The following is a 20004-nucleotide window of genomic DNA, read 5'->3' as shown; positions in this document are numbered from 1 at the left end:
ACGCTTCCTACAGAAATACCCAACCACCTGTGGTTTTCAGGGGAAAGAGATATTGGGGAATCTTGAAACGGACGGCAGACGGGTGAATGGTCGAGTCCATGAAAACCACAGGGGTGTGGGGCGGTCATGAGTTTACTTCGCGAGATTCAGAAAGCAGTGCTGAGCGACGATGCCGAACTCAGCAGAATATTGCTCAAGGTTCGGTTGCTGGCCTCTAGGTTGGGCAGCGAACCGCTAGAGGATTGGGTCAAGTACGAGACCGAGGGGTATCCGTCCGACGCTGATGTTCCAGATTACCGGGTCATCAGCGTGACTTACAGGGGGACGTGGTCGGGGCCTTTCGGGTCAGGCATCCAGAACGCCCCGATCCCATCCTATCTCATAGAGAAACACGCGAGCAAAGTTTGGACGCATCGCAAGGTGCGCGAAAGCATTGCGAGCGTAGAGGAGCTGGCAAGAACAAAAGATGGAATTCTCAGCATCGATGCTTCCAATCTGATTCTTTTGCTGCAGGGCAAGGTTTACGAAGACTGGGCTTGTAATGGTGTCACCGGAACACTTTCGTCGGTCGCTATGAGAGAGATCGTGCAGTCGGTGCGTAGCCGCATTTTAGAACTCACGATCGAACTTGAAAAGCGAGTGCCGCAGGCAGTCGAGGTTACATTGGACAACCCAGTTTCTCTGAAACCCGAGGGCGAGGCCGCGGTGACCCAAATCTACAACCAGACTGTTTACGGGAATGTCACCCACGTGCACGCCGCTCAAGTCAATTTGTCCATCACCGCTGGTGATTGGGATTCGATGGTGGGCGCACTCGTGGATGCAGGGTTGCCCAAGGATGCAGCCAAGGAATTCGCTGAGATTATCGTGGACGAAAAACCGGAGAGTGTGGAGAAGCCTCTCGGGAAAAAGGCGCTGGCGTGGCTCAAGAAGAATACACCTAAAGCGGCAAGCGGCGCGTGGAAGATCGGTTCTGACGTACTGACAAAAGTGGCCACCGAAGCTGCGCTTCAGTACTCCGGCTTGAAGTAGTGGGCAGCGAGGTCGCTCGACTGCCGCTTCGAGCCGTTTAGACGCCCTCTTTGTATTTACGTCGCAATATTCTATCCTGTGGCAGGGGGAGGGCTCAGCAATGCAGCATTTGCGTTTAATGTTCACTTGGATGGTGGCCGCTTTTACGCTTCTCGCGGGAGGCGCTGTAGCTCAAGATGCTATGGACCTGACCTATCCCTTAGATGCCCTTGCACAGCTTGAAAAAACGCAGACTCCGGCAGTTTCGCAATCTGCAGGGAAGATTTCCGCGAACTGGAATTTCATCGCAGCGAGCTTCAAAAAGGTCGGCGATCCGAGCAATGACTTCCAGCAGGTTATGCAGCACAATGTTTCGCTCCTGCAAAAAGCTGCAGCCAAGCCTGATGATCCATTTTCTGCGACCCTTGTACGTGACGTTGAAGAAGATCTGCAGATCAAGGCTGAATACATCAGTACAGTGGGTGCGGTGGGCATGATGACTGCCGCAGCGTATAGCGAAGTCGACATTGAGGTGAGAACGAAGCAGAGCGATGGCCAAGAGGTCCATGGCTATTTCGTCGGCTTCAGCCCCAGGCATCTGGCCGGGAGCGATCCCATGTATAGATTCAACAATCCCACGAGCCCCAGCAGCGGCACTCTTCCGCCCGGCCGTTACGAGATGACTGCCAATTTGAATGGTCAGATCGTCCAGCGCCAAGAAGTTAGCATCGGGATTCAGGGTCAGGGACAGCCCATTACTTGCTTGGTTCCCTGACGATGTTCAAAGACTTGCTAGCGAAATGGAAGTCGGCTTGGTTACTTCAGGCGGCGTTTGTGGCGTTCCTCGTCCCTATCGTGGGTCAGTTGGTTGCCAGTCCCCCCACACTATGGCGTGAAGCTGGACAGCAACCGGCTTTTGCTACCTTTCTGATAACTGTTGTCGTTGCGTTTCTCGCATGCAGTGTCATGGCTGGAAGACAACCAGCGCTTCGATCAACAATCATATGGCTCGTTCCTGTCGCCGTCGTGTTCATGGTGGTCTACTTCCCTTTGCGTGCGTACTTTAGCTGCCCATTTGCCGACGACCGAATGTCCACCGGATGGACCTATCTTCCAACTGCCGCAGAATATGTGGAGAAAAACCCCGGTCAGGGTTGCGACCTCCTCATCGCCGATTTTATCGGCGATACGGATAAACTTTGGCCAAGAAGCCAAATATTGGTGACGTGGGCTCTTGTCCTCCTAGTCTATGTGGCTGCGGTGACTTTCGTAGCGATGACGCTCGTTCGGGTAATGGATCACATCCGAGGCGAATGAGTTCCCTGACTACGGCGCACAGCGCTCGGCAAAATCGAGCGGTTGCTAACGATCGAGCTCGACCCGCAACACCGTGCGGTGCAGGTGCGCGGTTTCGGCAATCGTCTCGCCTCGCTGGAGGAGCGCAAGATCATAGAGCGCTGGGCCAAGGCGAGGGGCGTAGTGCTCAAGGCTTGAAACGGAACTCCGCGCGGCGGAAGGGCCGTGCATATTCGCCGTTGACAGCGGCGCAAAACCAATTCTATTGTCCGCCACCATGAAAACGGCACTCATTCTCGTAGTAGGAAAGCGCGTGGGCAAGGCGGTGTAACCGCCGGGCGAAAACCTCCCATGCGCAAGACACAGGCTCCCCCGGGGGCCTTTTTTATTGCCCGAAACACGACTAAACGACCAGCAATCGCCGATGGCGGACAGTACGGGACCAGACCGATGAGCAGTGGACAGAACGAGCGGCGCGAAATGCCAAGGACGGAAATGACCGGCGCCGAAATGGTGGTGCAGGCGCTGAAGGACAATGGCGTCAAGCATGTTTTCGGCTATCCGGGCGGCGCGGTTCTCCCGATCTATGATGAAATCTTCCAACAAGAGGAGGTCGAGCACATCCTCGTCCGTCACGAGCAGGGCGCGGGCCACGCGGCGGAGGGCTATGCGCGCTCGACCGGCAAGGCCGGCGTCATGCTGGTGACCTCGGGGCCGGGCGCCACCAACGCGGTGACGCCCTTGCAGGATGCGCTGATGGATTCGATCCCGCTGGTCTGCCTGACCGGTCAGGTACCGACCTCGCTGATCGGCTCGGATGCTTTCCAGGAGTGCGACACGGTCGGCATCACGCGCCCCTGCACCAAGCACAACTGGCTGGTCAAGGACGTCAACGAGCTCGCGGCAATCATCCACGAGGCCTTCCATGTCGCGACCACCGGGCGACCCGGCCCGGTCGTCGTCGATATCCCGAAGGACGTGCAGTTCGCCAAGGGCACCTATGTGCCGCCACAGACGGCGCCGCGCACGAGCTACCAGCCGAAGGTCCAGGGCGATCTGGAGAAGATCAAGGCAGCGGTCGAACTGATGGCCGGCGCCAAAAGGCCGATCCTCTATACGGGCGGCGGCGTCATCAACTCCGGCCCGGAGGCCAGCCATTTGCTGCGCGAGCTGGTCGACCTCACCGGCTTCCCGATCACCTCGACGCTGATGGGCCTTGGCGCCTATCCGGCGTCGGGCAAGAACTGGATGGGCATGCTCGGCATGCACGGCACCTATGAGGCCAACATGGCGATGCACGATTGCGACGTCATGGTCTGCATCGGCGCGCGCTTCGATGACCGCATCACCGGCCGGCTCACCGCGTTCTCGCCGAACTCGAAGAAGATCCATATCGACATCGATCCGTCGTCGATCAACAAGAACGTCCATACCGATGTGCCGATCCTTGGCGATGTCGGCCGGGTGCTGGAGGATCTGGTGCGGCTGTGGCGGGCGACCGCCAGGGCCGACAAGAAGGCGCTGCACCCGTGGTGGGAGCAGATCGCGAAATGGCGCGCGCGGGATTCGCTTGCCTACAAGATGAATCACGACGTGATCATGCCGCAATACGCTATCCAGCGGCTCTACGCGCTGACCAAGGACCTGGACACCTACATCACCACCGAGGTCGGCCAGCACCAGATGTGGGCGGCGCAACACTATCATTTCGAGAAGCCGAACCGCTGGATGACTTCCGGTGGGCTCGGCACGATGGGCTACGGTCTGCCGGCGGCGCTCGGCGTGCAGATCGCGCATCCGGATGCGCTGGTCATCGACATTGCCGGCGACGCCTCGGTGCAGATGACGATGCAAGAGATGAGCGCGGCGGTGCAGCACGAAGCGCCGATCAAGATCTTCATCCTCAACAACCAGTATATGGGCATGGTGCGGCAGTGGCAGCAGCTTCTGCACGGCAACCGGCTGTCGCATTCCTACACCGAGGCGATGCCGGATTTCGTCAAGCTCGCCGAAGCCTATGGCGGCCACGGCATTCGCTGCGAGAAGCCGGACGAGCTGGACGACGCGATCAAGGAGATGATTTCGGTGAAGAAGCCGGTGATCTTCGACTGCCGCGTGGCGACGCTTGCCAACTGCTTCCCGATGATCCCGTCGGGCAAGGCGCACAACGAAATGCTTCTGCCGGACGAGGCGACGGACGAGGCGGTGGCCAACGCCATCGACGCCAAGGGCAGGGAACTGGTGTAACGCGCCAGCCGAGGCAGGGCTTGTCGGGAGAAGCCGTGCGGAAACAGAGAATTAGCGCCAAGAGTTTGAAATCGAGAATCATGTCATGAACGCACAGCTTCAGCCCACCGGCTCCGCCTATTTCATCGCCAAGGAGACGGAAAAGCCCGAGAATCACACGCTTTCCGTGCTGGTCGACAATGAGCCGGGCGTGCTTGCCCGGGTCATCGGCCTGTTTTCCGGACGCGGCTACAATATCGAGAGCCTGACAGTCTCCGAAACCGAGCATGAGAAGCATCTGTCGCGCATCACCATCGTGACGCGCGGCACACCGCATGTGCTGGAGCAGATCAAGCACCAGCTCGAGCGCATCGTGCCGGTGCACCGTGTCGTCGATCTCACCGTGCGTTCGCACGAACTCGGCCAGGAACGGCCGCTGGAGCGGGAACTGGCGCTGGTGAAAGTGGCCGGCACCGGCGAAGCCCGCGTCGAGGCGCTGAGGCTGGCCGACGCCTTCCGCGCCAGCGTCATCGACGCCAATACCGAGCATTTCATCTTCGAGATCACCGGCAAGGGCTCCAAGCTCGACCAGTTCATCGCCATCATGAAGCCGCTCGGCCTGGTCGAAATCTGCCGCACCGGCGTGGCGGCGCTGAACCGCGGCCCGCAGGGGATGTAGCATCCGGCGCTTGGGGCCGATGCTCTGGCGCCGCCTGTATCCGTTCTGTCGCTTTGCAATCCTGATCGTCTGGCCCGGCTGCCGCCCTAGGATGGCTTCTGTACGCCTGGCATAAAAGGGCAATAATGCTGACTTGATTGGAAGGAAGCCATGACCCTCGACGCATTCTTCGCCCTGCTGGTCTATGCCTTCGTGACCTCGATCACGCCGGGTCCGAACAATTTCATGCTTCTGGCTTCCGGCGTGAATTTCGGCTTCGCCAAAACCATTCCGCATATGTTCGGCATCAGCGTCGGCTTTCTCGTGCTGTTGCTTGCCGTCGGCTTCGGTCTGGGCGCCGTGCTGACGGCATTTCCGGTTCTCCACACCGGCTTGAAGATCGCGGGCGGCGCTTACCTGCTCTATCTCGCCTGGAAGATCGCCATGTCGCGTTCGTTCAGCGGTAAGGGCGAGACCAAGGCGCGACCGATGCGTTTCATCGATGCGGCGGCATTCCAATGGGTCAATCCCAAGGCGTGGGTGATGGCGATCACCGCCATGGCCGTCTACACCGATCCGGAGTATCCGTTTCTGTCGGTGGCGCTGATCTCGACCGCGTTCGCGATCGTCAACCTGCCGAGCGTGTCCACCTGGGCAGGTTTTGGTACGGCACTGCGCGGTTTTCTGTCGGATCCGGTGCGGCTGAAATGGTTCAACATCGCCATGGGCGTGCTGCTGGCGGCGACGCTATGGCCGATGCTGCGATAGCTGCCGGGTTTTGGGTCCATGCCGTTGCGCTTGCGGCCGAGGGTTTGCGATCGTAATTTGACGCCATGTCCCATGATCATGACCACGACAATGAACTCGATCCTTTTGCCGCCCGGGTGCGGGCGCTTGAGACGATCCTGACTCAAAAAGGGCTGATCGATCCGGCGGCGATCGACGTGATCGTCGACACCTACGAGACGAAAATCGGCCCGCGCAACGGCGCCAAGGTGGTGACGAAGGCGTGGGTCGATCCGGACTTCGCCGCCTGGCTGAAACGCGACGCGACGGCGGCGATCGGTTCGCTCGGCTATACCGGCCGGCAGGGCGAGCATATGCGGGCGGTGTTCAACACAGCGGACACGCACAACCTCGTCGTCTGCACGCTGTGCTCCTGCTATCCGTGGTCGGTGCTCGGCCTGCCGCCGGTTTGGTACAAGGCGCCGCCCTATCGCTCGCGCGCGGTGATTGATCCGCGCGGCGTGCTGGAGGAATTCGGGCTGACGCTGCCTGAGACGACAAAAATCCGCGTTTGGGATTCTACCGCCGAGCTACGTTATCTCGTTGTGCCGATGCGACCCGAGGGCACGGATGGCTGGAACGAGGAGCGGCTGGCCGGTCTGGTGAGCCGTGACGCGATGATCGGCACCGCTTTGGCGGGAGAGCCGGCATGAACGGGCCGCATGATCTTGGCGGGCAGATGGGATTCGGGCCGGTCGCGCCCGAAAAGGACGAACCCTATTTCCATGCCGCGTGGGAAAGACGGGCGCTGGGCGTGACGCTGTGCGCCGGTGCGATGGGCGCCTGGAACATCGACGAGAGCCGGCGTGCGCGCGAATCGCTGCATCCCGCCGACTATTATGCCTCGAGTTATTATGAGATCTGGATCAAGGCGCTGGAAACCTTGCTGAAGCGGCACGGCTTCGTCAGCGATCGCGATCTGGCCGCGGGCAGGGCGGTCGATCCAGCGGCGACGCCCAAGAGAGTGCTCATGGCGGAGAATGTTCCAGCGGTGCTGGCGAAGGGCGGTCCTTGCGACCGGCCGATTGCCACGCCGGCGCGATTTGCGGCGGGCGACCTCGTGCGGACGAAGAATTTCCATCCGACCGGCCACACAAGGCTGCCGCGCTATGCACGCGGCAAGCAAGCCCTCGTCGAGGCGGTACGTGATGGTTTTGTCTTCCCCGATACCAACGCGCACGGCCAGGGCGAGAACCCGCAATGGGTCTATACGGTGGTCTTCGACGGCGCGGAGATCTGGGGCGAGGGCGCCGACCCGACGCTGACCGTCTCGATCGACGCCTGGGAGAGCTATCTTGAACCGGCGTGAGGCGAAGTCAGTCACCGCCACGCTGCCGGCGGGCGTCGATGCGCCGGTTTTCGCCGAGCCATGGCAAGCGGCAGCCTTCGCCATGACGGTCGCGCTTCACGACAAGGGCCTGTTTTCCTGGAGCGAATGGGCCGACGCCTTGTCCGCCGAGGTCAAGAAGCCGGGTGCCGCGAGCGACGGCGATGACTATTACGAGCACTGGCTCGCGGCGCTGGAAAAGGTGCTGTCGGCGAAGGGCGTTGCCGGCAAGGGCGACGTCGATGCGCTCGCCGCTGCCTGGGAACGCGCCGCGCATGCAACACCCCACGGCAAGCCGATCCTGCTGGAGAACGATCCCAGCCCGACCGAAGGTCGTGGCGGCCATACCCGATAGGCCGTGGCGGCCAGACCGGATAGGTCGGGTCGAGACGATCCTTTGTTCTCTTTACGTTCCGATCCTTGCCTGATAGCCTGATTTATCGCGGTGCCATTGTGCGAACGATAGCATCGATGGTGACGGCCGACCTTGTCTTTCCCTCGCGAATCCGGTCTCTCGCGCTGATGGAATTCTCTCCTCAACAGGACGATGCGCTGAAAGCGGTCGCCAACTGGCTCAAGACAGGCCGGCCGCAGCTCTTTCGGCTATTCGGCTATGCCGGCACCGGCAAGACGACGCTGGCGCGCTACTTCGCCGAGCATGTCGACGGCCAGGTGCAGTTCGCAGCCTTCACCGGTAAGGCGGCGCAGGTGCTGCGTTCCAAGGGCGCGGTCAATGCCCGTACCATCCATTCGCTGATCTACCGGCCGAAGGGCGAGGAATCGGTAGCGGACGAGGTGACCGGCAAGACCTCGATGTCGCCGACCTTTTCGCTCAACCGGCAAAGCCCGATCTCGCGAGCGAAACTGGTGGTCATCGACGAATGCTCGATGGTCGATGAACAGCTTGGCCGCGACCTGATGAGTTTCGGCACGCCGATCCTTGTTCTCGGCGATCCCGGTCAGTTGCCGCCGATCTCGGGAGGCGGCTTCTTCACCGACCATGAGCCGGATATCCTACTTACCGAAATCCACCGGCAGGCGCGCGACAACCCGATCATCCGGCTGGCGCTGGACGTGCGCGAGGGGCGCGAATTCATGCGCGGCGACTACGGCACGGCGCAGGTGATCGGCAAGGAAGACGTCACTCAGGAACTGGTGCTGAAGGCGGACCAGGTGCTGGTCGGCACCAACAGGACGCGGCGTCGCTATAACCAGCGGCTGCGCGAGCTGAAGGGGTTCAATGCCGACTATCCGCAGGCCGGCGACAAGCTTGTCTGCCTGCGTAACGACCCAGCAAAGGGGCTGCTCAACGGCTCGCTGTGGAAGGTGATGACCTCGTCGCGCGAGACCGTGAAGCCCGGCATCAATTTGCTGGTCTCACCGGAGGAGGACGATCCGGACCGCGGCGTGGCCAAGATCAAGCTGCTCAAGGCGGCGTTCGAGGATCCGGACGCCGACATTCCCTGGCAGCAGAAAAAGCGCTTCGACGATTTCGACTACGGCTACGCGCTTACCGTGCACAAGGCGCAGGGGTCGCAGTGGAACGAGATCGTGCTCTTTGACGAAAGCTGGGCGTTCAAGGAAACCCGCCAGCGCTGGCTCTACACCGCGATCACGCGCGCGGCCGAACGGCTGACGATTGTCAGGTAGGCCGCTGCGTTACCGCGGGACAATCGGCCTGGCGTTGAGCCATTCCCAGGCGGCCGCTTCATCCTCGCTCTCGAAATGCCTGAGTTCGACGGGCAACGAAGCAGGCAGCAAACCCTGCGCGTCGGGCACCCAGTTCGGCTCGCCGACCGCCGCGCAGCGGCCGACATGCTCCACGGCATGGGCCGTGCCCTGTTCGAGCGTTTCGTCCGACACATCGGCCCAATCGACGCCTTCATGGTCGATCAGGCGCACCAGCACGTCGATTTTCGGGTGCAGCGCATAAGCCGCCTCCAGCAATCCGAACAGGTTTTCCGCGTCGGCCGCCATGACATGGCCGACGACGTCGATGGCAAAAAGGTCGTCGCGGTCGGTGTCGATGCGGCGAACCGCCGGCACTTCTTCAAGATAATTCACAGGGGCTTCCTCTTGCTGGACATTATCCGCCCTTCTGGAACACCGAAAACCCCCTGTCTGTTCCCGCCAAAGGCGGTATAGATGGCCGCAAATACATCCGGAACCCGAGAAGCCATGCCCGCAAAGCTCTCCGTCAATCTCAATGCCATCGCCATGCTGCGCAACCGGCGCGACCTGCCGTGGCCAAGCGTCATCGGGCTTGGGCGCCTGGCGCTGGCCGCCGGCGCGCATGGGCTGACGGTGCATCCGCGGCCCGATGAGCGGCACACCCGGCATTCCGACCTGCCGGAGATCAGGGCGCTGATCGATGACGAATTCCCCAAGGCTGAATTCAACATCGAGGGCTATCCGAGCGAGGAATTCCTGGCGCTTGTGGAAAAGCACCAGCCGGAGCAAGTGACGCTGGTGCCCGACGACCCTGCCCAGGCCACATCGGACCATGGCTGGAACTTCGCCGCCGAGACTGCGTTCCTGACACCGATCGTCAAGCGCCTGAAGAAAGGCGGCTTTCGCGTGTCATTGTTTTCTGACGCGGACCCGGCGGGCGTGAAGGCCGCGCGCGACACCGGCGCCGATCGGATCGAGCTCTACACGGGTCCGTATGGCAGCTACCATTCCGATTCTGCAAAAGCGGAGAAAGAGCTGGAAAGATTGGGAAAAACCGCTGACGCCGCGCTTGCCGCCGGACTTCAGGTCAATGCCGGCCACGATCTGGTGGTGAGCAACCTGCCGGCACTGGCAAAGCGCATCCCGGCATTGGCCGAAGTGTCGATAGGACATGGGTTGACAGCCGATGCGTTGGAGTATGGCATGGCCGGCACGGTCAAAAGATATCTGAAGGCCTGTGGGTGGTAGAGATGGAAGCCTGGCATTGCGGACATGGCAGCCATCACGTTGGGGCACTTGATATTGCATCGCAGCAAGCGTAGAGCACCGCCCGCTTATCGGAGTGTCGCCTATGGCCCTTACCAACGCCGGTAGTGAGGCAGAACCCGTCGAACAATCAAGCCACCCTGAGGTCGAACAGCACAGCACCAAGGTCTTGATGCTGGGCGCGCTGGGCGTTGTCTACGGCGACATCGGCACCAGCCCGATCTATGCGCTTCGCGAAGCACTGCATGCTTCGTCCGGCACCGATCCGCGCAGCGCCGTTCTGGGCGTTCTGTCGCTGATCGTCTGGGCGTTAACGATTATCGTGACAATAAAATATGTCGCCTTCGTGCTTCGGGCGGATAACAAGGGTGAAGGCGGTACGCTGTCGCTTATGGCGCTGGCCCGGAAAGCTTATCCGGCTGGTTCCAGCATCATTCTTGGCATTGGTCTCTGCGGAGCCGCACTGTTTTTCGGCGACGCGATCATAACGCCTGCCATCTCGGTGCTTTCAGCGGTGGAAGGCCTGAGCGTAGCGACCCCGGCGTTCGATCCGTACGTGGTTCCCATCACATTGGTGATTCTCGCCATCTTGTTTGCCGTGCAGCGCTTCGGGACCGGTAGAGTGGCTTCCGTTTTCGGGCCGGTGACGGGGCTTTGGTTTCTGGCGATCGGCATTGCCGGATTGCTGCACATCCTTGACGATCCCTCGGTGCTTTTGGCAATCAACCCCTATTATGCGGTCGTCTACCTTGCCGAAGCCAAAACGGGCGCATTTCTTACAGTCGGCGCGGTTTTTCTGGCAGTCACCGGTGCTGAAGCGCTTTACGTCGATCTCGGCCACTTCGGTCGCCGTCCAATCGTGCTCGCCTGGTTCTGGATCGTCTTCCCCTGCTTGCTACTCAGCTATTTCGGGCAAGGCGCATTCGTTCTTGCTCACGGTGGGCTGCCCAACAACCCGTTTTTCCAGATGCTGCCAGATTGGGCACTGATACCGATGGTCGCGCTCGCAACAGCAGCGACCGTCATCGCCAGTCAAGCTGTTATCTCCGGGGCGTTTTCGCTGACCCGGCAGGCGGTGCAGCTCAATCTTCTGCCCAGAATCGAGGTTCAGCATACGTCCGAGATGCAACTCGGCCAAATTTACATGCCGCGCGTGAACCTCATTCTCGCGCTCGGCGTGATGCTGCTGGTCGTCGGCTTCGGCAGTTCGAGCTCTTTGGCTTCCGCTTATGGAATTTCGGTTACAGGCGAGATGCTGATGACGACTATTCTGCTATTCGTGGTGATGCGGTGGCAATGGAAATGGCAGGCCGCACTCGCCGCGGCGCTCGCGCTGCTCTTTGGCACGATAGATACCGGCTTCTTCCTGGCAAATGCCGTGAAATTCGTGGAAGGCGGATGGGTTTCGATCGCTGTTGCCTGCATCATGGGGCTGATCATGGGGACCTGGATACGCGGGAGCCGCTACCTGTTCGACAAGACACGCAGGAACGAGATTCCGCTCGATTTCCTTGCCGGCAATTTGTTGAAGAAGAAGCCGCAGCTGGTGTCCGGCACGGCCGTATTCCTGACCAGCGATCCACTCAGCGCACCGACCGCGCTGATGCACAGCCTGAAGCATTACAAGGTGCTGCACGAACAGAATGTCATCCTCTCGGTGGTGACGGCGCAGCAGCCCGTCGTGCCCGATAGCGATCGGGTCAAGATGGAAACGATCAACGAGTTGTTCATGCGGGTGACGCTGACCTTCGGCTACATGGAGCAGCCCAACATCCCGCGTGCGCTGGCGATCTGCCGCAAGCAAGGCTGGAAGTTCGACATCATGACGACGTCCTTCTTCCTGTCGCGGCGCTCGCTCAAGGCGTCGCCGAACTCCGGCATGCCGGTGTGGCAGGACAAGCTGTTCATCGGACTGGCGCGCACGGCGGCGGATGCGACCGAGTATTTCCAGATCCCGACCGGGCGTGTTGTGGAGATCGGAACGCAGGTGGCTATCTAGACGAAAGGCCGTGCCCGTCGAAGGACACGGCCATTTGTCAGACTCTCCGTAACCTTCAGCCGGCGAGCGCCACCTTGTTCGCTTCGAGGAATTGCTTCAGCGATTGCGGCTTTTTGCCTGAAAGCGTCTCGATGGCATCTGTCACCATGCCGATACGGCCGGAGCGCGTGTTGGCGTCGAAGGAAACGATGATGCGAGCGAAGTCCTCGGGAACGCCGGCTGCCTTCACCCCTTCGGTCAAGGCCTCGTCCGGCAATTGGATGACTTCAAGCGGCTTGCCGGTGACTTCGGTCACCAGGGCGGCGATCTCTGCAACGGTATAGGCCTGCGGGCCGGTCAGCGTGTAGGTCTTGCTTTCGCGCGAACCGGAAGCGAGGCTGGCAGCGATCGCCGCGGCCATGTCGTCGCGGGCGCCATGGGCAATGCGGCCGTCGCCCGCGGCTGTATACCAGTATCCCGAGGCAATAGCGTGCGGCAGCGACATGAACAGGTTCTCCTGATACCAGCCGTTGCGGAAGATCGTGTAGGGGATGCCGCTCGCCTTGATCGCCTGCTCGGTGCCGTAATGGTCGCCGGCAAACAGGACCGGCGATCCCGGCTCCGGATTGGGCATCGAGGTGTAGAGCAGATGCGAGACGCCGGCCTCCTTGGCCGCGGCGACCGCCGTCTCATGCTGCTTGAGGCGCTTGCCCCCGAGGTCGATCTCGCCGGTCGAGATGATCAGGACCCTGTCGGCGCCGTTGAATGCGTCGACGAGCGACGCCGTGTCATTGAAATCAGCTTGCCTGACGGTGACGCCGCGCGCCGCCAGGTCGGCGAGGGTTTCCGGATTGCGCGTGGCGGCGATGATGCGCGTGGGCGCAACCTTGAGCGTGTCCAGCAGATGATGGATGACGCCGCGGCCGAGCTGGCCGGAGGCGCCGGTGACGAGAAGGGTTTCGGTCATGAGAAGTCCTGTCGTTGCGCCGGAGCGGCGGGTGCTTATATAAGTCTCAAAAAGAGACCAGCACTAAAATAGGAATTGACCGACCCTCGTAAAGAAGGCAGTTTTGCGGGAGGTAGGCAGGCGCAGGGAACCAGCGATGGATAGCAAGATCGTCAATCTGAGATCGAAGCTCGAGATCTACAAAGCGGGCAGCGGCGGGGGAAAGCTTGCGGACTGTCCGGTTCGCGATGTGATCCAGGGCATCAGCAACAAATGGAGTTCGCTGCTGATGATGGCGCTGGCCGAAAAGCCGTACCGCTTCGGCGAATTGCGGCGGCTGGTCCCCGACATCTCACAGCGCATGCTCACCCAGACGCTGCACGATTTGCAGCGCGACGGCTACGTCCATCGCGAGGTGTTCCCGACCAAGCCGCCGAGCGTCGAATACAGCCTGACCGATCTCGGGCGTTCGATGTTCGGGCCTTTGCACCAGCTGATCCAGTGGGCCGAACTCAACCACGGCGCCGTGCGTGACGCGCGTGCCGCTTTTGACAGCACCCAAGCGTGAAAAATATCCTTGCGTCGATGGCGGCCGGAACCGTGGTCGATCCGTTAGGCGGATCGGGACCAAGGAAGCGCAGTGGCCGCATCGTTGCGGCGGATGATTTTCGAAAGATGCGAACCCTTCGCTTGCAGGAATGCATGAAGGCGCTGCGGATAGTCCGGGGTGACAGCGTCCTTCACCGACCTGCGTTCGTGCAATCCCTCCCGCCAAGCCTCGACAAGCGGTTTTCCGCTCAGGATGCCGAAGTCGCCGATCCGGTCGAAAGCGTCGAAATAGCGGAAGACTGGCCCATAGACCGCATCGACCAATGAAAAGCGCTCGCCGGCGAACCATGGCCCAGCTCGGTCAGCCGCCAGTTCCGCTTCGAGACGATCGAACATTGCCGACAGACCTTCGCTCTCGGCAAGGAAGGCGGCCTCGGTCGGTGCGGAATAGAGCCGACCGATGGCGTTGAGGATGGCCGAGCCGAACTCGATCCATGCGCGATGCCGGGCTCGGGCCAGCGGGTCGGCAGGGTGGAGCGGGTTGGCCTGCGTTTCCTCGAGGAATTCGAGGATGACCGCCGATTCGAAGATCACCGATTCCTTGCCATTTTGCTGCACGCGCAGCAGCGGCACCTTGCCGAGCGGCGATATCGCCTTGAACCAGCCCGGCTTGTTGGCGAGATCGATGGCGATCCGCTCGAATGGTACGTCCTTCTCGCGGAGCGAAATGGCAGCGCGCTGCACGTAGGGACAGAGATGGTGGCTGACGAGGACGAGCTTGTCGGTCATTTCATTCTCCGCAGGCATGGTCCCATGCGCCGTCCTCGACGCGAGTGGAGAGGAACATGAAGCGGTCTTGCAGATTTTATGTCTCATGGCAGCGTCATCCAATGTCAATGCAATTGCATCTATATAGATGCATCTGCATCCATTGTCAATCTTGATGCAATTGCATCTATCGTTTATGCTGCGGCCATGACGGAGAAAACCAATCCTTCGCCCGCGGCCATCAAGGCCTGGGCGCGCCTGATGCGCGTTTCACGCCAGTTGATGGAAAGAGCCGAAGACGCGCTGAAGGACGGCGGCCTGCCGCCGCTTGCCTGGTACGACGTGCTGCATGAGCTTGCCGAAGCAGGCGAGGCCGGGTTGCGGCCATTCCAACTGATCGAGCGCACACTGTTTGCGCAATACAACATCTCCCGCTTGCTGGCGCGGCTCGAAGCAGACGAGCTGGTCGAGAAGCTCAGGGTTGCCGATGACGGGCGAGGACAGAGAATCCGCATTACAGGGAAGGGGCGCGAGACGCGGCGCCGCATGTGGGCCGTCTACGGACGATCGATCGCGGAACTGGTCGGCGCCAAGCTTTCCAATGACGACCTGAACGCATTGTCGGCCCTGCTTGGACGGCTGCGCCATCCGGCCACCCTGGAGTGATGCAGCCTTGGCACCGAAGATAGAGGTGTATTGCAGCGGCGTCAGGCACTGCCCCAGAGGAATGCCAGTGCCGCCAGCACGCCAAGCATGACGCGAACCAGATGCAGATTGCCCCATTTGACGATCAACGCCCTGGCTTGCGGATTGGTGGCGGCCGCATCCATTGTCTCCAGCAATCGGTTTGTCGGCATCATTGCGATCAGCGTCCATGGCCAAGGCAGGATGATCAGCACCGCCCCGACCAGATAGGCGAGACTGCCGGTCTGCCACCAGGCAACGGCACCGAGAACACAGGCCAGGACCGCGATCGACGCCTGCATGGCAGCGCCGCGCTTGTAGGACGGCTGCCATTCCTGCAGCAACGCCCGGTCTTCAAGACGAAGCCGCGCCGGCTGCTCGGCGACGCTGACATAGATGGCGGCGCCGGCGAAAGCGGCGGCAACGGTCAAGGCAAGCAGCCCTATGAGCATCTTCCTTCCGTGACATGTGTTCCGGTAAGACCGTTCCCGTAAGAGGTCGTTCCGGAAGGCGCCAAAAAAACGGAGATAGGGCTTGCACCGTCTCGGACAATACGCCATAGACGTGCCGAACCGTAACGTACGGTACGCATTGGGCGAGCGTCGCCGTCATCGAGCAGGAAAAAGAGTTTGTTGCAGGCAAGCGCCGACATCGACACTGGCGAAGCGCTGACGGAGCGGCAGAAAACCGTGCTCGACGCCGCACTTCGCCTGCTGGTCGAAGAGGGCGATCACCTGACTATGGCCGCCGTAGCGCGCCGGGCGAGCTGTTCCAAGGAAACGCTCTACAAATGGTTCGGCGATCGCGACGGGCTTTTGACGGCAACGGTGCAATGGCAGGCCTCCAAGGTGAGGGTGGTGCCGGTCGACCGCAAGGGGCTCGACCTTGTTTCGCTGACGGCGAGCCTCGAACGCTTTGCGTCCGACTGGCTCAAGGTGATTTCGAGCGACACTTCGATTGCGCTGAACCGGGTGGCGGTCGGCCACGCTGGTTCCGGCAAGGACGATCTCGGCGCCATCGTGCTGGAGAACGGCCGCTTCGCGCTGGCCAGGCGCCTGAAGCCGGTGCTGGAAGCAGGCCAGCAGGCCGGGCTTCTCGAGTTCACGGATGCCGAAACGGCATTCCGGACCTTTTTCGGGCTGGTCGCCCGCGACGTGCAGATCCGCCTGCTGCTCGGCGACCGGCTGGAATTGACTGATGCGGCGATCGGCGGCGATGCCGTCCGCGCGACGCAGCAGTTTCTCGCTCTTTACGGAGCAAAAACCGGGCCGCAAGGCCCCCTAGAGCAAAGAGATAGAGCATGATGTCGTCCGAAACCGCTTCACACTTTTCGGCATCATGCTCTGAATTCAAAAACGGGAAGGAAGAAAAATGCGTGTCTATTACGATCGCGATGCCGATCTCAACCTGATCAAGGGCAAGAAGGTCGCCATCATCGGTTATGGCAGCCAGGGCAGGGCGCATGCGCTCAACCTCAAGGACTCGGGCGCCAAGGACATCGCCATCGGCCTCAAGGCCGGCTCGGCGACCGCCAAGAAGGTCGAGGCCGACGGGCTCAAGGTGATGAGCGTGGCTGAGGCCGCCAAATGGGCCGACCTGATGATGATGGCGACGCCCGACGAGTTGCAGGCCGACATCTACAGATCCGAGATCGCGCCGAACATCCGCGATGGCGCGGCGATCGCCTTCGCCCACGGCCTCAACGTGCATTTTGGTCTGATCGAGCCGAAGGCCTCGGTCGACGTCGTCATGATCGCGCCGAAAGGGCCTGGCCACACGGTGCGCGGCGAATACCAGAAGGGCGGCGGCGTGCCGTGCCTGGTCGCCGTCAACCAGGATGCTTCGGGCAATGCGCTCGATCTGGCCCTGTCCTATGCCTGCGGCGTCGGCGGCGGTCGTTCGGGCATCATCGAGACCAATTTCCGCGAGGAGTGCGAAACCGATCTGTTCGGCGAGCAGGTGGTGCTGTGCGGCGGTCTGGTCGAGTTGATCCGCGCCGGCTTCGAGACGCTGGTGGAAGCCGGCTACGCGCCGGAAATGGCCTATTTCGAGTGCCTGCACGAGGTCAAGCTGATCGTCGATCTCATCTATGAAGGCGGCATCGCCAACATGAACTACTCGATCTCGAACACCGCCGAATGGGGCGAATATGTATCGGGTTCGCGCATCATCACCGCCGATACCAAGGCCGAGATGAAGCGCGTGCTGAAGGATATCCAGACCGGCAAGTTCACCTCGGAGTGGATGCAGGAATACCGCGCCGGCATGTCGCGCTTCAAGGGCATCCGCCGCATCAACGACAGCCACCAGATCGAGGAAGTCGGCACCAAGCTGCGTGCGATGATGCCGTGGATATCGAAGAACAAATTGGTCGACAAGGCCAAGAATTAGCAGCTTCCAGCCTGCGCCTGCCGGCACCTTCTCCCGTAAAAACGGGAGAAGGCCAAGTTCCAACGCCGCCCATTGGCGACTGCCAGGGTTGCTCGCGAGGACAATTCCTTAGCGGCCGGCGCTCAGCCGTAGTGCCAGTGGGGCTTCCGTTCCGTGCCGGTGAACATCACGCCGACGCGGTCTTCGCGGCGCCAGCGGACCACTGCCTTGTAGGCGATGCCGTCGGTCGGCACATAGAGCAGGAACTCGTCGGGCACGCGTGCGTCGACCGAGACCCTCAGTTCGGCGCCGCCGTCATGCATGTTGCGCACCGTGCATGTGACCTCGGAATGGGTCATGCCGGTCAGGATCGTCGCGCCCTTGAAGACGCGCTGCCTGCGTTTGTTCCTGTTTTCCTCTTCAGCCATCGCACAATTCCCGGGCGATCGTCGCATATCAGGTCGTATTGGCAAGATGATTAGGCCTGCCTGCTAAACATAGCGTTATCATCGGCGGCGGCGAAAACAATTTCGCGGGGCCCGGCCGAGCGGAAAACGGCGCCGCGAGGGGGCGGCGCCGTCTGAAATGCATCAGTCGATCAGCTATAGGGCGACCAGCACTGCCGGCGCGGCCCGCCATAGGGCTGGAACGTGTTGTCCCAGGCGCGATATGACCGGTAGCGATCGTAGCACCAGCGGACATGGGCGCTGGAAAGCCGTTGTGTGCGATAGTGACGCCGAGGCGGGTAGTAGCCCGGCTCATAGTAGCCCGGCCCGCCATAATAATTGTAGGCCGGCAGCCCGAGGCCCAGACCGAAATAGATCGCGGAATCACTGTAATGGCGGCGATGATGACGATGGTGGCGCCGCCAGCGCCAGTTGTCGTCGCCGTCACGCCATCTCCAGGCCTCGTGGCGACCGCGGCGCCACCTCCAATCATCATTGCCATGCCGCCACTGCCGGTCGCCGTGCCGATTGCGCCAGCGCCAGTCGCTGTACATCTGCCTGTCGTTGCCGCCGGCCCAACTGTCGCGGACAGGCACGATCTCGGGCGCCACGGCGTTGACCGGTGCCGGCAGGACGGGTTTGGCAATCGGTCCGGCGAGCGACGGAGCCGACAGGCCGGCCAGAAGGCCCAGAGCCATCAGCCCGGACCTGACGGAAAAAGAAAAGAGCGGTTTCATTGCACTCTCCATGAGATTTCAGGCCCCACGCCCGGAACACCCCGAGGAAGAACGCTATTCATGGAACTTCCCGCCTGAACGGAGGATGAACGGAAGGTTTTGTCAACCATGACGGGCAAGGGGCAGGGCCTTGTTTTCGAACGCGCTTGCGGGCAAAGGTCACGCCTATGTCGCTGCGCCTCGCCACGTTCAATGTCGAAAACCTGATGAACAGGTTCGATTTTTCCGGATACCGCAACCAGCTCAACGAAGATCGCACGCTGACGCTCTTCGATATCCGGAGCGAGGCCGAATACAGGATGCTGGAGCAGGCGCGGGCGATCGCGCAATCCGACGATACGCGGCAACTGACGGCGCTGGCGATCGCGGCCACCCGCGCCGACATCATCTGCATGCAGGAGGTCGACAATATCGAAGCGCTGAAGGCCTTCGAATACGGTTACCTGTTCAAGATGATAGGGCATGGCTACCGGCAGAAATACACCACCGCCGGCAATGATTCGCGCGGCATCGACGTCGCCGTGATGATGCGCGACGAGACCGCGGATGGCCAGCCGATCGACTTCGTGCGCATGACCAGCCATGCCCATGTCACCTTCGAGCAGTTCGGCCTGCACACGCCGGAACTGGCGGCACTTGGGCAGCAAGCCAATGAGCGCATCTTCCGGCGCGACTGCCTGGAAGTCGACCTGACCGTTGGCGGCGTGCCGCTGACGCTTTATCTGGTGCATTTCAAGTCGATGGGCCCGCCCCGCAACGGCCTCGACGGACGCGAGGCGACGATGCCGGTCCGCATGACCGAGGCGCAAGCGGTGCGGCGGATCATCGAGGAGCGTTTCGGTGGGGATCACGCCGCCGACAAACGCTGGGCGATCTGCGGCGACATGAACGATTATCGGCAACGCGTGAAGATCGCCGGCGACGCCTTTGACGGTTACCGCTTCGAGGTGGTCGACGAGAGCCAGTCCTGCCTCGACGTGCTCACCGCCGGCGGTTTTTGCGAAAACGTGGTCGAGCGGCGTCCGGAGATGGACCGCTGGACCTTATACCATACGCGCGGACCGCAAGAGCGGCATCTTTGCCAGCTCGACTACATCCTGTTGTCGAAGGCACTGGCAGCCAAGAACGCAACGGCCGTTCCCGATATCATCCGCAACGGCCAGCCCTGGCGCACGATATTTCCGATGGGCCAGGAAGTGGACCGCTTTCCGCGTGCCGGCTGGGACAGGCCGAAGGCGTCCGACCATTGCCCGGTGGCGATCACCCTGGACATGGCATGAGGCGC

24 protein-coding genes are annotated in these 20004 nt (G+C 61.3%); 18 read left to right on the top strand and 6 right to left on the bottom strand.

Going from position 1 to position 20004, the window contains the following annotated elements:
• Positions 1–126: 126 nt before the first annotated feature.
• The 11 genes from EJ066_RS26425 to EJ066_RS26380 all read left to right on the top strand — a co-directional run bounded on the left by EJ066_RS26425 (position 127) and on the right by EJ066_RS26380 (position 8954).
• A complete protein-coding gene (locus tag EJ066_RS26425) occupies positions 127–1032 on the top strand; it encodes a hypothetical protein (RefSeq protein WP_126042882.1) in 906 nt (301 codons plus the stop codon).
• A gap of 100 nt (positions 1033–1132) precedes the next feature.
• A complete protein-coding gene (locus EJ066_RS26420) occupies positions 1133–1786 on the top strand; it encodes a hypothetical protein (RefSeq protein WP_126042881.1) in 654 nt (217 codons plus the stop codon).
• Positions 1771–2328 carry a hypothetical protein gene (locus EJ066_RS26415; RefSeq protein WP_126042880.1) on the top strand — a complete coding sequence of 186 codons (558 nt, stop codon included), beginning with the start codon at positions 1771–1773 and terminating at the stop codon, positions 2326–2328. Before EJ066_RS26420 ends, EJ066_RS26415 begins: the two co-directional genes overlap by 16 nt.
• A gap of 42 nt (positions 2329–2370) precedes the next feature.
• On the top strand, positions 2371–2505 hold the full coding sequence (locus EJ066_RS32450; protein WP_281035440.1) for a hypothetical protein: 135 nt from the start codon (positions 2371–2373) through the stop codon (positions 2503–2505).
• Between the two features lie 297 nt (positions 2506–2802).
• The gene (locus EJ066_RS26410; RefSeq protein ID WP_189644562.1) at positions 2803–4554 is read left to right on the top strand and encodes an acetolactate synthase 3 large subunit; all 1752 of its coding nucleotides are present in this window, start codon (positions 2803–2805) and stop codon (positions 4552–4554) included.
• An 85-nt stretch (positions 4555–4639) separates the two neighbouring features.
• A complete protein-coding gene (gene ilvN, locus EJ066_RS26405; RefSeq protein WP_126042878.1) occupies positions 4640–5212 on the top strand; it encodes an acetolactate synthase small subunit in 573 nt (190 codons plus the stop codon).
• Positions 5213–5362: 150 nt separating this feature from the next.
• Complete coding sequence (locus tag EJ066_RS26400; protein ID WP_126042877.1) at positions 5363–5959, top strand: LysE family translocator; 597 nt, start codon at positions 5363–5365, stop codon at positions 5957–5959.
• A gap of 65 nt (positions 5960–6024) precedes the next feature.
• Positions 6025–6630: a nitrile hydratase subunit alpha gene (nthA, locus tag EJ066_RS26395; RefSeq protein WP_126042876.1), complete on the top strand. Its 606-nt coding sequence runs from the start codon at positions 6025–6027 to the stop codon at positions 6628–6630.
• Positions 6627–7286: a nitrile hydratase subunit beta gene (gene nthB / locus EJ066_RS26390; RefSeq protein ID WP_126042875.1), complete on the top strand. Its 660-nt coding sequence runs from the start codon at positions 6627–6629 to the stop codon at positions 7284–7286. The genes nthA and nthB overlap by 4 nt, the downstream gene beginning before the upstream one ends.
• A gap of 82 nt (positions 7287–7368) precedes the next feature.
• On the top strand, positions 7369–7659 hold the full coding sequence (locus tag EJ066_RS26385) for a nitrile hydratase accessory protein (RefSeq protein ID WP_245455238.1): 291 nt from the start codon (positions 7369–7371) through the stop codon (positions 7657–7659).
• Positions 7660–7826: 167 nt separating this feature from the next.
• Complete coding sequence (locus tag EJ066_RS26380; RefSeq protein WP_126044050.1) at positions 7827–8954, top strand: ATP-dependent RecD-like DNA helicase; 1128 nt, start codon at positions 7827–7829, stop codon at positions 8952–8954.
• 9 nt (positions 8955–8963) lie between these two features.
• Here the strand turns inward: EJ066_RS26380 and EJ066_RS26375 are convergent, their stop codons facing one another.
• Positions 8964–9368, bottom strand: coding sequence for an STAS/SEC14 domain-containing protein (locus EJ066_RS26375; RefSeq protein WP_126042874.1), 405 nt, complete (start codon positions 9366–9368; stop codon positions 8964–8966).
• Between the two features lie 114 nt (positions 9369–9482).
• On the opposite strand from EJ066_RS26375, the gene EJ066_RS26370 reads away from it, so the two are divergent.
• Together EJ066_RS26370 and EJ066_RS26365 are read left to right on the top strand one after the other, a co-directional pair.
• Positions 9483–10223 carry a pyridoxine 5'-phosphate synthase gene (locus tag EJ066_RS26370; protein ID WP_126042873.1) on the top strand — a complete coding sequence of 247 codons (741 nt, stop codon included), beginning with the start codon at positions 9483–9485 and terminating at the stop codon, positions 10221–10223.
• A 103-nt stretch (positions 10224–10326) separates the two neighbouring features.
• The gene (locus EJ066_RS26365) at positions 10327–12240 is read left to right on the top strand and encodes a potassium transporter Kup (RefSeq protein WP_126042872.1); all 1914 of its coding nucleotides are present in this window, start codon (positions 10327–10329) and stop codon (positions 12238–12240) included.
• 55 nt (positions 12241–12295) lie between these two features.
• On the opposite strand, the gene EJ066_RS26360 is transcribed toward EJ066_RS26365, so the two are convergent.
• Positions 12296–13186 carry an SDR family oxidoreductase gene (locus EJ066_RS26360; protein WP_126042871.1) on the bottom strand — a complete coding sequence of 297 codons (891 nt, stop codon included), beginning with the start codon at positions 13184–13186 and terminating at the stop codon, positions 12296–12298.
• A 136-nt stretch (positions 13187–13322) separates the two neighbouring features.
• On the opposite strand from EJ066_RS26360, the gene EJ066_RS26355 reads away from it, so the two are divergent.
• Positions 13323–13733: a helix-turn-helix domain-containing protein gene (locus tag EJ066_RS26355; protein ID WP_126042870.1), complete on the top strand. Its 411-nt coding sequence runs from the start codon at positions 13323–13325 to the stop codon at positions 13731–13733.
• A 44-nt stretch (positions 13734–13777) separates the two neighbouring features.
• Here the strand turns inward: EJ066_RS26355 and EJ066_RS26350 are convergent, their stop codons facing one another.
• The gene (locus tag EJ066_RS26350; protein ID WP_189644368.1) at positions 13778–14503 is read right to left on the bottom strand and encodes a glutathione S-transferase family protein; all 726 of its coding nucleotides are present in this window, start codon (positions 14501–14503) and stop codon (positions 13778–13780) included.
• A gap of 186 nt (positions 14504–14689) precedes the next feature.
• Between EJ066_RS26350 and EJ066_RS26345 the strand changes: the two genes are divergently transcribed.
• On the top strand, positions 14690–15148 hold the full coding sequence (locus EJ066_RS26345; RefSeq protein ID WP_126042868.1) for a MarR family transcriptional regulator: 459 nt from the start codon (positions 14690–14692) through the stop codon (positions 15146–15148).
• Between the two features lie 41 nt (positions 15149–15189).
• On the opposite strand, the gene EJ066_RS26340 is transcribed toward EJ066_RS26345, so the two are convergent.
• Positions 15190–15618, bottom strand: a complete 429-nt coding sequence (locus EJ066_RS26340; RefSeq protein WP_126042867.1) for a DUF1772 domain-containing protein — start codon at positions 15616–15618, stop codon at positions 15190–15192.
• 177 nt (positions 15619–15795) lie between these two features.
• On the opposite strand from EJ066_RS26340, the gene EJ066_RS26335 reads away from it, so the two are divergent.
• Together EJ066_RS26335 and ilvC are read left to right on the top strand one after the other, a co-directional pair.
• Positions 15796–16470, top strand: coding sequence for a TetR/AcrR family transcriptional regulator (locus tag EJ066_RS26335; protein ID WP_189644367.1), 675 nt, complete (start codon positions 15796–15798; stop codon positions 16468–16470).
• A 67-nt stretch (positions 16471–16537) separates the two neighbouring features.
• Positions 16538–17557, top strand: coding sequence for a ketol-acid reductoisomerase (ilvC, locus tag EJ066_RS26330; protein ID WP_126042865.1), 1020 nt, complete (start codon positions 16538–16540; stop codon positions 17555–17557).
• 122 nt (positions 17558–17679) lie between these two features.
• On the opposite strand, the gene EJ066_RS26325 is transcribed toward ilvC, so the two are convergent.
• Together EJ066_RS26325 and EJ066_RS26320 are read right to left on the bottom strand one after the other, a co-directional pair.
• Positions 17680–17964 (bottom strand): PilZ domain-containing protein, encoded by a 285-nt coding sequence (locus EJ066_RS26325; RefSeq protein WP_126042864.1) that lies wholly within the window; start codon positions 17962–17964, stop codon positions 17680–17682.
• Between the two features lie 170 nt (positions 17965–18134).
• Positions 18135–18719, bottom strand: coding sequence for a BA14K family protein (locus EJ066_RS26320; protein WP_126042863.1), 585 nt, complete (start codon positions 18717–18719; stop codon positions 18135–18137).
• A 167-nt stretch (positions 18720–18886) separates the two neighbouring features.
• Between EJ066_RS26320 and EJ066_RS26315 the strand changes: the two genes are divergently transcribed.
• A complete protein-coding gene (locus EJ066_RS26315) occupies positions 18887–19999 on the top strand; it encodes an endonuclease/exonuclease/phosphatase family protein (RefSeq protein ID WP_126042862.1) in 1113 nt (370 codons plus the stop codon).
• The last annotated feature ends 5 nt before the right edge of the window (positions 20000–20004 follow it).

The organism is Mesorhizobium sp. M9A.F.Ca.ET.002.03.1.2, from assembly GCF_003952365.1.
Lineage (GTDB): Bacteria > Pseudomonadota > Alphaproteobacteria > Rhizobiales > Rhizobiaceae > Mesorhizobium.
This window is presented reverse-complemented; position numbering and strand designations above follow the sequence as displayed.